At 34.5% G+C, this 13,580-nt stretch carries 9 protein-coding genes; 8 read left to right on the plus strand and 1 reads right to left on the minus strand.

Annotated features, from left to right (window positions below; genetic code table 11):
- Positions 1-61 precede the first annotated feature (61 nt).
- Positions 62-742 carry a hypothetical protein gene (locus WBY99_RS13310; protein WP_423976821.1) on the minus strand — a complete coding sequence of 227 codons (681 nt, stop codon included), beginning with the start codon at positions 740-742 and terminating at the stop codon, positions 62-64.
- 1,002 nt (positions 743-1,744) lie between these two features.
- Here WBY99_RS13310 and WBY99_RS13315 point away from each other — a divergent pair.
- The 8 genes from WBY99_RS13315 to WBY99_RS13350 all read left to right on the plus strand — a co-directional run.
- Positions 1,745-2,029 (plus strand): helix-turn-helix domain-containing protein, encoded by a 285-nt coding sequence (locus WBY99_RS13315; protein WP_423976822.1) that lies wholly within the window; start codon positions 1,745-1,747, stop codon positions 2,027-2,029.
- A gap of 258 nt (positions 2,030-2,287) precedes the next feature.
- A complete protein-coding gene (locus WBY99_RS13320) occupies positions 2,288-3,286 on the plus strand; it encodes a S1 family peptidase (RefSeq protein WP_423976823.1) in 999 nt (332 codons plus the stop codon).
- Positions 3,287-3,703: 417 nt separating this feature from the next.
- A complete protein-coding gene (locus WBY99_RS13325) occupies positions 3,704-4,297 on the plus strand; it encodes a sensor histidine kinase (RefSeq protein WP_423976824.1) in 594 nt (197 codons plus the stop codon).
- Positions 4,294-5,202, plus strand: coding sequence for a restriction endonuclease (locus WBY99_RS13330; protein WP_423976825.1), 909 nt, complete (start codon positions 4,294-4,296; stop codon positions 5,200-5,202). The genes WBY99_RS13325 and WBY99_RS13330 overlap by 4 nt, the downstream gene beginning before the upstream one ends.
- A gap of 441 nt (positions 5,203-5,643) precedes the next feature.
- A complete protein-coding gene (locus tag WBY99_RS13335; RefSeq protein ID WP_423976826.1) occupies positions 5,644-6,198 on the plus strand; it encodes a hypothetical protein in 555 nt (184 codons plus the stop codon).
- A gap of 205 nt (positions 6,199-6,403) precedes the next feature.
- The gene (locus WBY99_RS13340) at positions 6,404-8,131 is read left to right on the plus strand and encodes a T9SS type A sorting domain-containing protein (protein WP_423976827.1); all 1,728 of its coding nucleotides are present in this window, start codon (positions 6,404-6,406) and stop codon (positions 8,129-8,131) included.
- Between the two features lies 1 nt (position 8,132).
- The gene (locus tag WBY99_RS13345; RefSeq protein WP_423976828.1) at positions 8,133-11,000 is read left to right on the plus strand and encodes a hypothetical protein; all 2,868 of its coding nucleotides are present in this window, start codon (positions 8,133-8,135) and stop codon (positions 10,998-11,000) included.
- 14 nt (positions 11,001-11,014) lie between these two features.
- Positions 11,015-13,580: DUF6443 domain-containing protein (locus WBY99_RS13350; RefSeq protein WP_423976829.1), on the plus strand; the 2,566-nt coding region annotated here is incomplete at its 3' end.

Below are 13,580 nucleotides of genomic sequence, written 5' to 3' on the forward strand. Positions count from 1 at the left end.
AGGAGCAGGATGCCATTCACACCGTTAGGGTGATAGGTTCTGATCAACAGAAGATCCATGATTATGGGGTACCTGAGACATTGACGATCTGCAGCGCATTATACACGCCGTTTTTCAGCTCGTAGAACGTACCGTTGACTTCCTGATAGAAATTGATTCCGAACACGAGGAATCGTGGGTTGACGGTGGCATCCGAGAGATTATTGTTCAGCTGCACCGCCGTGGTGATGACGGTATCAATCGGCAGCATGGGGGTTGCATTCTTCTCGGAAACAAATGTTTCGGTTTCGAAGTTGATGTCCATTGCAGCAGCAACCATTTTATAATGGGTGCTTCCTGAGGGAGCTCCGAGACTTTCCGTTGGGATGAACGGTTCAACTTCGACCACCGTATCACCGGTCACCCGATCAATAGTCGCGGTAAACGGTGCGGAGATGGAGTGTGCGAGTTTGCCGTGGATATTGAATTCGAATCCCAATAGCAATTCCGCTTCCCCATCGATTACATTTCGCTGACCTCTAGGATTGATGGCATCCATCTGGATGACCTTCACCATCTCTTTGGTGAGTCTGCTTACCATTCTTCGGTCTGCCGAAGTTCTGAGCAGGTTCTGAATGGATGTTCGCAGGGTTTTCCCTGCTTTCCCTGCTCTTCCAAATTCTGCCATGTTTTCGCGGGTTCTTTGGAATCTGGGATCATTTTGGAGACGCTCTGCGCTGATTCCGCCTTTTTCTCTTGCCATGTAGCCGTCTTTGGTACGATAGAAGGTGATGTCCCCCATGAGCGGCATCCCCGCAAAGCGGGATATAGCGGACAGCGGGACGGGTCTGGTAAGAGGCGAAAATTTTGTTGCTCCTTATTAATTAACTGATCATGCTCTTTCCTGCGGCTGCAAACTTTAGGGGAAGGGCGTTTTTTTTGTTGGGTGCTGGATGAATGATGCTGGGTAACCCGCAATGGTCACATCAGCGCATTATCAAATCATTACATTGATTCTTCGGATTGCTTTAGGGGAAAGCGTGTAGAAACACTTTTACAAGTGGGGGTCACTTTCCCGCTAAAGACCAATCCTTTTGTTATTTGATGCTTGATTCTTGGTGATTGAGCGGAGCCGAAATCACCTTGTACGTGGCTTCGGCTTCGCTCAGCCACCGGAAATTATCGGATTGCCTTAGGGGAAAGCAAAACACAAATGATGAAGAAAAGAAATACTTCCCCACTAAAGACAAATCCATTGAAGAGCATTGATATGAATGTGAGGAGCTCTTATGAGGTGTCGGTAAAATTGTTGACGAATTGATTCATGATGATAGCATGAAAATTATTGTAGCAAGGGGTTTTTATAAACCTGACTTCCCGCGAAGCAATTAAGCCGCAATGGTTGTGCACACCATTGTAAGTGTCGTAGATACTTTATTTTGAAAAGCGGGCTTAGAAGGAGTAGAGAAAAGCGAACAGCATGAAAAACAAAAACGGCATGGAACTCTACTTACCGGATTGAGGTACTGGTTACCTGACAACGATAAGAGAGCCCACGCCTAGGTCGTGAGCATCTTGCTTATCCTCTCGTGTCATAAAATTACCAGTTTTCGAATTGAGATTCTAAGCAATAGCTTCTATAATTCTTTGAAGTATCGCAAAGTTACATTTTTGGATGTAATCTTGAGGCAAATATAATAAATGTTTTTATTTAATGGACTATAGTCCTTAGTTTTTTTATTGATTTTTCATTCATTTTGTATTTATGCATGAATCTTTAGATGAAATAGAGCGTTTTATTATAAATAAAGTTAGAGAAATTAGAAAAAGCAAAGGCATTAGTCAAACTAAATTATCATTAGCTATAGGTAAAAGCACGACTTTTATTGCTGATATTGAAGCACCATCTAAAAAAGCAAAATACAATGTCATTCATTTAAATCTAGTTGCAATAGCCCTCGAATGTTCTCCAAAAGATTTTTGGCCTGAGAATTCTATTCTAGAAAAAAAATATGATTTTATAAAAAAAATCGAAATAAAGAAATCCTGACGAGAGTTAGGATTCTTGATTTATAAAAGGGTTAAATGACCCTTTTTTTGTGTTTTGGGGGAAACCGTAATTGGGATTAAAAAGTTGTTTGTAATTTAGACTCCAAGAAAAAGCAAATACTTTTTATATATTTGATTTAATAAGAATGTTTTAATATAGTCGTATAAATACACGCAGATTTGGACGGCTTTATATGATTTTGTCATAGATATAAACGAGTTAGCAGAAATTATAACCACGTAAAACTCTCAATCAAAGATGCCAAATCTAGCAAACGAAATTCTAGAATTCTTTTCAATTAATACTATAAGTAATTCATTTGTAAAAAAACAAACACCAAAATCTATTGATGAATTTGTAAGTCAAGCACAACATATTGATTCGTTAGATTTGCATAAATTCGTTAAAACAATAAGTATTTTAAAAAATGAAGGTCATTTAATTTCTGCAGGACTGCTTCCAAATGGAAATATTCCTATTGCAAATGAGTTACTAATTGCTCCAAGTTATGATGAAGAATTTGCTGATTATGGTTCATATAATTTTCTTATTCATGGATTCGTATCCATAGCAGAGACATTCTCAAATTCCGTAAGACCAATTGTCGTTCTTTCGAAGGACGGAATTCCAGACATTGGTACAGCATTTCTTTTAGGAAATATACATACTATTATAACAGCTAGGCATGTAGTTGAAAATGCGAAATTAATTACTATAACAAATGACATGGGAGAGTTTGCGAAAATTAAACATATAAGCTTCCCTAATGATAAAAACATCGACATTGCGTTCATTCTTATTGAAAATTTTGTTTTTTCTCATTGCAAGCCTTTTAATGCAACAAATGCAAAAATTCTTGAAAATGTTTTAACAATTGGATACCCTCCAATTCCCGGATTTGATGCTTTTCAACTATACGAAATATCTTCTATTAACAATAGTTACAAATTTTCAAATGGGCAGATAATAGGAAAAGAAAACTCGTATCTAGACGGAATCGAATATTTAATTCTTAATGCTAAAGTAAAAGGAGGAAATAGTGGTAGTCCGGTCATTAACAATAAAGGGAATATTGTAGGAATGGTAATTCAAATTCCAATGGATTCAAAAGATGCAGAAAAAATAGACAAATTGGGGTATGGAATTGTAACTCCTTTTTCTGAAATAAGAAAATATTTAAACGGTTCAGAAAAATTTGTGGAACTTACTACGTTCATTTGCGAAAATAATAAAGAAGGGGCAATTATGATAAAATAACTTCTGCAATAGCTAAGCTTTCGTTTTGTCTGCAAGACAAGAAATGAAAGCGTGGTTATTAAAGATATAAAATCCTGACGAGCGTTGGGATTTCTAGTTTTTACGGGAAGACGTAATTGGGATTGAAAAAACATTACTATCTTAGTATGGAAATGAAATACTGGATTGATCATTTTTACTAGTGGGCGTTTTTTTCGGAATTATAGAAATTTTTAAAAAAAATATGGCAAAAAAAATAGTAAATTTATTCCCGTACGACGAACCAATCCAGTTTTATTACAAAATAAACTGGACCAACTGAAATTAGCAGTTAGTCTACACGGGAAAAATATAGATGCCGTAACAAAATCACATGATAATCATATAACGATGTTAAGTAATTTTGCAAGACATGATGTTAAAAATTCTGTGCAAAGTATGGATAGTATACTTAGTACTAACTCACTAGATGAATTAAACGAAAAGCACCTAGCTTCTTTAAAGTTAAATTTGGGGATTATTAGAGAAACAATTGATAATTTTTCTAAATTAGTTCCTTATAGTGAAAAAGACACGTTTGATTTTAACCAATTACTATCGGCAGTTGAATTGTTAAATAGGGAAAGTTTCTATGTTAATAAAATAGAATTTATTAAAGAAATACCGGAAGGTGAATTTAGTTTTAATTTACCTTTTCAGTCTGTTTTACAGATGCTTAATAATATAATTATTAACGCAATCAAAGCGTTTGGAAATTCAGTAGACAAAAAAATTAAAATTTCAGTAGAATTTAATAGTGATGATTTTAATATCAGAATTTTTGATAATGCTGAAAAAATTCCTTTCAAAAATATTAATTCTATTTTTGATTATGGCAATTCTTCGACTGGTGGTTCGGGAATTGGTCTATTTCATGCAAGATATTTATGTGATTTATATGAAGGAAATATTAGTGTAGTTGAAATAGAGGATAATAATGATTTTAATAAATATTTTTTAATAAATTTACCAATAATAAAAGAGCAACAATGAAAAGAAGTGTTTTAATAATTGACGATGAAAAGGATCAAGCAGAAGGTTTAAATAAGGCCTTGTCTAAATTGTTGACTAATACTTCATTTGAATATGCATATGAAGAAAAAGGTATATTATCTTCAATTGAGAACCATTATTTTTCAGTGGCAGTTGTTGATTTAAGAATGGATAAATTTTCATTTGATGTTATTCAATTAATAGGTAAGATTTTTAAAATCAATCCTTTCGCAAAAGTAATAATTGTCTCCGCTTTTACAGGTGAATACTTTAGTCAAATTAAAGATTTATTACTCACCGGCAAGGTAATAGATGTTATTGATAAAATTGAGTTTGACAAGTTTGTACCCTTACTAGAAAATTCAATATCGAAATATCACGATGAGTTATTTGATGATCCCTCAGAAATTAATACGGCTCTACTTGAATTTTATTCACAAGCAAAAAATGAAAAGGAAGCATTTAAGAAAGGTGAAAAATTTGAACATTTTGTAAGTTTACTTTTTCAGTCGATTGGTTTCAATAATGTGAATAAAAGAGTTAAAGACAAGTCTTTAAATGAAGTTGATTTGATAATTCGAAATGAAATTGATGATGGTTTTTTAAATAAATTTGGAAAATATATACTGATTGAATGTAAGAATAAGCCTGAAGATAAAGTAGATAAAAATACATTTATTGTATTCAGTAGTAAATTAAAACATACAAATGGTTTAGCGGAACTAGGTATTATTGCTACAACTGGTTATATTACAAGAAATACCTATTTAGAAGCCATTCGAGATTCAAGTGAGGTACGGAAAATTATTTTTTTATCAAATCCTGAATTTGAAAAACTTATTTTGGCGAAAAACAAATTGGATGAATTTAAATTAATTATTGATAATCAAGTTAAAGACAATTAAAAAACAACCCGGACGTAGACAAGTGACTCCTGAAGTTAAAACAAAATATGCGGATGTGAAACCCCGCAAACATAAACAAGGGGGTTCGAAATGAGTTTTTCTATTTAAAATCCTAATGAGAGTTGGGATTTTTGCTTTATGGGACACCGTAATTGGGATTGAAAAGATGTTTGTATTACAGTCGAGAGAAGCTAGCGAAACAGAAAGGAGTAACAGCTTTACCATACCAACACCGTAAATTTTGTGGTAATATTCCCATAGGATAAGAGTTTAATAAAATGGTCGTTTTGTTCCACGGGTAAGAAATGAAAGGCTAGCTATTATATATCCAGTTTTGTTGAAGGAGTTTTTCGAGGAGAAATATAAAATTTCGGTTTCGTAACCAATTTCTTCGATGGCGCTGATTTGCAATTTTCTTACATCCTATTTTAATTTACAACAATGGAAAAAAGCAATATCATTAACCGTACAAATTTATTTTATCTTGAAATTTCCAGTAAAATATTGTCTCAAAAAGAATATCAAATTCTTTACAAAATGATTATTGAAAAAAAATCAGTTGATTTATTAGCGGCTGAATTAAATATACCACCTTCAAGGGTAAATTTAATTTATGAGCGATTATTGCTGCACGTAAAAGCATTCGTTGCAAAGTTGAACAAGATCGATATTACGAAAGAAAAAAGAAAAATATTGCGAGAAAAACATTTGATTGGATACAAAACAAGAAAGAATACTAATTTGCATAAACTTTTATTAGGTAGGAAAATCTTAGATGGTAATTTTCCATTCAGTCTCCGCTTAACTAATATGTTAAATTCATTAGAACTGTTTACGATAGAAGAACTAACAAAAATACCTTTAAGCGATTATCTTAAGTTTCGCGGCTTTAAGACCAAATGCATGATTGAACTTATTGAATTTATTGAATTTGAAAATTTAGAATTTTATTTTGAAAGGTTCGTTGCTTTCAAAAAACAATATCATAAAAAATGACTTGTTGCTTCTTTTTCATTGCGTTAAAAAAAAGAACCCCAAACACTCAAAAACCCAATCACTTAATCATAAACCCCGAATCTCCACAAATATCAATTATAAAACAATCAACAGATTAAGTCTTTTTTAACAAAAAACCATGAAATCGTTAAGGAATGTTAATTTTTAATAAAATATTTCCTATTTTAGTTGCAAACAAATTTGCATGAAGCAACTCTACATTAGTATTTTAAGTTTCTCAGTATTCATAGGCGTTTCCGCACAGAAAATTCAATGGCAAAAAGACATCAAATCTTCCACCCAGGATTTTCTTTCTGCTATGACGACCACGATTGACGGGCAGGTTCTGCTTTCGGGAAGTTCTATTAACCAAAAATCACAACAAGTTTCAACGGAAAATACCCCATCCAACAGAGGTTACGATTACCATGTCGTGAAACTCGACCAACAGGGAAATAAAATATGGGACAAATACTTTGGCGGAACAAGGCACGATTATCTGATGTCATCTATTGCCACAAAAGAAGGTGGGTTTTTATTGGCTGGAACTTCATTTTCTAACCAGTCGGGAGATAAAAAAGAGAACAATCTTGGAGGTTCAGATGTTTGGCTGGTTCGCCTCGATGAAAATGGTGAGGAACTTTGGCAAAAAACATTAGGAACCAAAAGCAATGATGAAGCATCATCGGTCGTTCAGTCGATAGATGAAGGCTTTTTTGTGGCAGGAAACATTAATGCCAATAAGCAATTATTCGGATCAAAAGATGTATTTGTTTCAAAGTTGGATAAAGGAGGAAAACTTATCAACACCACCATTCTAGGCGGAAAAGGATTGGATGAAGTTCAGGAAATGATTCCTGCAAAAGATGGCGGAGCGGTGGTTTTGATCTACTCTACTTCAGGAAAAACGGAGAATATCAGTCCATCAAATGGTGATGATTTTCAAAACAAAACCCCTCAATCATCCAACAACAACCCAAGCAATCAACCGAAAGAAAACCACGGAATCAATATTCTCGATTCTCATTCATCATCAGACAACAAAAACGGACAACCGACCACCATCAACTACCAACCAAAAACAGAAGATGGTTTTGGCGCAGGCGATTATTGGATCGTAAAACTGGATAAAAACGCCAATGTAGAATGGCAGAAAACCTATGGTGGAATTGATGATGACCGACCGAAAACCATTGCTTTTACTGAAAACGGGTATGTCATTACCGGAGAAAGCAGAAGCAGTTCTTCGGGCAATAAAAAAGAAAATATCAAAGAAGGAACAGATCTCTGGATCATCAATATCAATGAAAATGGAAACGAAATCTGGCAGAAAAATTACAGCTTCGGGAACCGGGATGTAGCCATGAGCTTGGATGTGATCCGACGAACCAACAAAAACAACCAAAGTGAAGACAAAGGTTTTCTGATTGGCGGCTACACCCAAGCGGAAGAAAAGATACAAACCGACGATGAAAAATTCTGGATGCTTTATATTGATACGAACGGAAAAGAAGAATGGCGCAAGCATGTAGAAGGCAAATCGAAGAAGAAAGAAGAGCGTTTGGTTTCTGCAAAACTACAAAATGACGGAACTTTTCTTTTAGCCGGAACGAGTGCAGAAGAATTGGGACAGGAAAACTGGAAGATCCTAAAATTGGGCAGCAAGGAACTAGAAGATCTTATAGAGAAAAAGGAGATCAGAATTTACCCAAATCCTGTGGAGGATTATTGTTATGTGGAGATTGGTTTCCCGTTACAAAATAATGAAGAAGTTGAAATTGCGCTGTATGATATGAGCGGCAGGCAAGTGCAGCTCTTAAAAACAAAACAAAAAGTTACTAAAATTAAGACTTCTGCTTTACCGCAAGGTGTTTATATTGTGACTGCAACGACTCCTGATAAATCTTTTAACTCTAAAATTGTGAAGAAATAAGATGAAAAAAGTAATTTATAATACTCAAATAATACTTTTATTATTTTTAAGTGTGTTTTTTAAAAGCCAAGACAACTCCCTATCATCATCGGTTCTTACGCCTATAGCTAATCAAACGGGGGTGCCAGATATTTTTTTTCCTTTGGCAAGCCTCTCTGCTGCAAAAGATTTTACTCTAAATTTTGGTTTAACATATAATCCCAATTCCTACAAACCCACACAATATTGTGGGCAAATAGCTAGAAACTGGATGTTGTCGGGTAGTAACTTTACAATAACTAGACAGGTAATAAGTGAGATAGATGAGTCTTTACCATCTTGGTCAGAATGGGATGACATTTATTATTATAACCTTAATGGAGAACAGGGAAGTTTTATGTTTGTAAAATCCGGAGTTTTTCCAAATGACTTACATATCAAAAAACTTACTCCAAGTAATCTTATTATTGAATTTGAAAGAGTTCAAACTACGAATGAGTTTCAAGCACGTCCGGTCATTTTTTTTAAAATATCTGATAGAAATGGATATAAATACACTTTTTCGGATTATGATAGCCAAAAAATAATAATCCCTGGTGCTAATGGTAGCCAGCCTAAATATGATATGAGAAACGTTTTTTATATCGTAAATATCACAGATGCAAAGAATAAACAAATTGCTACTTTTCAAAATAAGAAATATATAAAATATGAAGATCATAGTAACAATACTATAATTAATGCATGGACTTATTTACCTAAAGAAATAATTACAAATTATGGGAAGATTATAATTGATCACGGAGATAGCGGATTAGACTGGAATTTGCACGATCGTTACTATTTCAAAAATTTTACTTTGTTAGATCATAATGGAAAATTTGTTACAAAAAATGAATTGAATATAAATAATGGTAGTTATAGCTATTATGATGTCGAACTATTTGAGTCAATCGAAGCACAAATAATTAAAGTACGCTATTTGACTAGTATTAAGAAAATAGACAAAAAATTAAAGGTCATAGATGAAACTACATATAAGTATACATACTCACCTCCTTCAGTTGCAACATGGGGAAGTCCTATACCATTATGGACATATCAAAGACACGATTTTTTAATGAACGGTTTATTAAATACCGTAAAATTTTCTTCAGGTGCTAAAATTGAATATGATTTTGGAGTACATACATTGAAGTTGAATCCGCCAATTGATTATAATACTCCTGCATACATTAATTCAATACAAAGTGTTTATAGTGGAGAAACATCTCCATTTAGTTTCAAACAAAAAACAGATTCTATTGCCTTTGATTCTCATGTCACTAAAAAATACTATTTAAATAATCTTCAAAAATCTCCGAATAGCAGAATATATATAAAATTTTTTAAAGATGAAATTTACCCATGGAATAATAATCCTCAACCTGATACAAAGGGATCGCCTATTCTTGATCCAAAACTTGCTTATAAAGTAAAAAATTATATTCAGGGAAATTCGCAAGAAATAGAAGATTTATATTCATCAGGTTATGTTGTACGTGCAGATGCTAATCCCTATCTAGAAATAACAGGGTCTGGAGGGAATGGCTGGTTTGAAATCTATGAAAAACTTTGGTCAGAACCACCTTATATTCTATTGAATCAAAATGCAATTTCAGATACTGGAGTCAAAATTGAACAAATAAAATATTCTGACAGAAGCTCAAATTTCACTCCTTATGATCCGTCTTATTTTCTCCGAAAGACAATTACGTTTGATTATAGTTTGTTCAATGAGCCTGGAGTTTCGAGTGGAAAATTAGTTCTTGATGAAGGTACTGAAACGGTTATTTACAAAAATATAAAAATTCTGGAAAGCGATAAGCCAGGTTACATCAAGTACTCTTATAAAGTACCAGATGACTATCCTTCGTATAACCCTTCAGCCAATAGTCCTTATGCAATTTGGCAACCATTTTTTAATTTCACAAAGAAAGGTGTATTATCCTCTAAAGAGATTTATGATGCAAACAACACCAAAAAATTGGCGGTAAATATTGACTATACATTTCCACCTTATGAGGTATTGGTACCATTCGAAGAAAATTATATTCCCCAAAAGGTAACAACAAACGAAACCTCTAATGATTCGCAAGGAAATACATTAGCTACAAACACCGAAAAAAGTTTTAATCAAGATAATAATAATCTTATCAAAGACAAAAAAACAACTGCGGATGGAATTATTGTAGAAACAGACTATAAATATGCTGCCGAAAAAAATAATACTAAACTTTTAGGTGCAGGAATGCTTTCTGTACCCTTGGAAGTTACTCAAATACAGAATGGTGTTCAAATAGGTAAAGTAGAAACTTTCTACGATCATACAGGTAATTATTTTCCGTCATCAGTAAAATCGTACGGAATTAATAATGTTCTGATCAACGAAGAAAAAAATGACATTTACGATTCCATGGGTAATGTGCTGCAGTCTTCTTCAAAAGGAGGAACATCAACTGCATATATTTATGGGTACAACGGAACTTTATTACTGGCAAAAATAGAGGGTGCAAAATATGAAGATGTTATGACTGCTTTCGGTCAGTCGGCAGGAATAGAAGCCTACAAAAATCTTGAAATTTACATGAAATCTAATGAAGATATTGATGATTCTTCCGAAGAGACTTTAAGACAGAAATTAGATGAATTCAGATTGATGAATGCCTTTAAGAATTACCAAATTACCACCTATACATACGACCCATTAATTGGTGTTAAAAGCGTCACTTCTCCAAGTGGAAACAAAGAATATTACTATTATGATGATTTTAATCGATTAATAAGAGTTGAAGATATCAACCACAACGTGATCAAGGAAAATAAGTATAAAAATAATCTTATTGATTAAAATAAACTAATACGATGAAAAAAATATTTCTATATACTTTCGCATTGCTTTGCTTATTCGGTAAAATTACTGCACAAACTTTTACACCAAACCAAACCTACAATTATACCCGTGTATTTTTAGATTCAGTTACAGTAGGTTCATCCAATTATAATACTGCCCAATCTGTCCAAAATGTTCAGTACACCGACGGATTGGGAAGGCCAAAGCAAAGCATCTCAATCAACGCCATTAAGGCAGGACAGGACATTGTTACGTCTTATTTTTACGACACTAATGGAGTACAGACCAAACAGTATATGCCAGTTTCTGTTGCTTCACAAGGCGGAATGATGCAAAGCGTTACAGAAGCCAATATCAATTCCTATCACAACGTTCCCAATGCCTATTCCGAAGTTGCTTTCGATGATTCACCATTGCAGCGGGTTACAAAATCTGCAAGTCCAGGTAGCGATTGGAGCATGTCTTCCGGTAACATCAAAGAGTTTTCTTATGAATTTAATGAAATGAATACTGTAAAAAAATATTCTTCTACATTAGATATTACTACATTTACTAATTCGTTGAATGATAATGGTTTTTATACGGTAAATACCTTATATAAAAACTCGGTAAAAGATGAAGACGGCAATATTTCTTCTACTTATAAAAACGGATTAGGACAACCCATCATGACTCGGGTTAAAAATGGAAGAACTAATCTTGATACCTATTATGTTTATAATCAATATAACCAACTCACTTTCATTATTCCACCTTTAAATCGTGGGGAAATTGCCACAGTTGATGATGTAAAGGAAAAAGTTCTTTATCAATATCGTTATGATGCTTATGGAAGACTGATTGAAAAGAAAATCCCTGGCAAATCAAAGGAATTTTATGTGTATGATAAAGAAAACCGCATCATCATGTCCACTGATGAGAAGCTGAAAGCCGAAGGACAATGGTCTTTCATTAAATATGACCAACAAGGAAGAACCATATACACGGGACTTTGTACGGGCAGCGAAAGAGCAGTAGAGCAAACTAATGCAGATGGCTCCGCTTTGCTTTTTGAAACCCGCACTGAGAACGCTCCTGGTTTCTCTATTATTGGTTTAGGCATATATTATACAAAAAGCACTTACCCTACTGCTGTCACGGAAGTTTTATCCATCAATTATTACGATGAATACCCTGCCGGAATTACCGTGACAAAACCTAAAGATATTGATTCTCAACCTACCCTGTCCTCTAATATTACAGAGAGTCACAGTACAAAATCATTGCTCACTGCATCTTTTGTAAGAAACATTGGTAATACAGGCTGGAACAAAACCCTGTTTTGGTACGATACCAAAGAGCGGCTTATTGGCAATTATAAGATTAATTATCTGAGCGGAACAACCAGAACCGAAATGAAACTGGATTTTCCGGGAAATATTACCGAATCAAAAGTCTTTCACAGCAGAGCCTCTTCTAATGCAGATGTGGTGGTAAAGCAACGGTATGTATATTCGCAGCAAAATCTCCTCGTAAAACATTACCACCAAGTCGATACCGAACCTGAAGAGCTACTAGAAGAATTGACCTATGATGATCTTGGGCGGGTTACCAATAAAAAAGTTGGAAATAACTTGCAGTCCATCGATTATAGTTACAATATACGAGGTTGGTTAACGGCAATAAATGACCAAAACAATTTGGGAGATGATCTCTTCGCTTTTAAAATCAATTTCAACCAAAGAGATGGTGAAGAATCCCCCAACAATGATTATCCGGAAATGAAAGTAAAGCCCAGATACAATGGGAGTATTTCCGAAACCTCATGGTCTTATTTTCCGGATATTATTGAACGGTATGGCTATGTATATGATCCGTCGGGCAGGCTTCTTGCAGGGCTTTATCAGCCGGAAGGTGACCCATGGCAAAAAAGCAATAGCGAAGTTGCGACCTATGACAACAGAGGAAATATAAAAACCCTTTACAGAACAGCGAACAAACCACTGAAAGGCAGCGTAAGACTTATTGACAATCTGGATTATAACACCTACGATGGCAACAGGGTAACCCGCATTAATGACCTCTCCGGCAATCTAAGCGGATATCAAGGCGGCAACGGATTGGTAGAATACGATGTGAATGGAAATATCACGGCAATGCCCGATAAAGGAATTACCAATATTTCCTATAATTTCCTTAATCTGCCTGTTGCTATCATTAATGAAAATACCACCACATTTCTGTATAGTGCAGATGGTGCTAAATTGAGAAAAATCGTAAGGATTAATGATCACGGGACTTTTGTAAATATCACTACCGAATATCTCGACGGCTTTCAGTATTCTACCCCGAATACCGCAGCCATTAACCATGTTTTTGAAGCACCACTTGCGGGCAGCGGTGCTGAATTGGCAAAAACCGCCTCAGAACCCGAAGCTTTTTTAATGGAAGAATTAGCAGTTGCACCACCCGGAGGAGAAACCGTTATGGAACTGGTTTTCTTCCCCACTTCGGAGGGGTTTTACGATTTCAAAAATAAAAGATATATTTACCAGTACAAAGACCACTTGGGAAATGTAAGGGTCAATTATACCAAAA

Source organism: Kaistella sp. (genome assembly GCF_049588135.1).
GTDB lineage: Bacteria > Bacteroidota > Bacteroidia > Flavobacteriales > Weeksellaceae > Kaistella.

Coding starts and splice junctions, on each gene's coding strand:
- WBY99_RS13345 (WP_423976828.1), top strand. CDS start 8,133: ATGAAAAAAGTAATTTATAATACTCAAATAATACTTTTATTATTTTTA.
- WBY99_RS13340 (WP_423976827.1), top strand. CDS start 6,404: ATGAAGCAACTCTACATTAGTATTTTAAGTTTCTCAGTATTCATAGGC.
- WBY99_RS13320 (WP_423976823.1), top strand. CDS start 2,288: ATGCCAAATCTAGCAAACGAAATTCTAGAATTCTTTTCAATTAATACT.
- WBY99_RS13335 (WP_423976826.1), top strand. CDS start 5,644: ATGGAAAAAAGCAATATCATTAACCGTACAAATTTATTTTATCTTGAA.
- WBY99_RS13330 (WP_423976825.1), top strand. CDS start 4,294: ATGAAAAGAAGTGTTTTAATAATTGACGATGAAAAGGATCAAGCAGAA.
- WBY99_RS13325 (WP_423976824.1), top strand. CDS start 3,704: ATGGATAGTATACTTAGTACTAACTCACTAGATGAATTAAACGAAAAG.
- WBY99_RS13310 (WP_423976821.1), bottom strand. CDS start 742: ATGGCAAGAGAAAAAGGCGGAATCAGCGCAGAGCGTCTCCAAAATGAT.
- WBY99_RS13315 (WP_423976822.1), top strand. CDS start 1,745: ATGCATGAATCTTTAGATGAAATAGAGCGTTTTATTATAAATAAAGTT.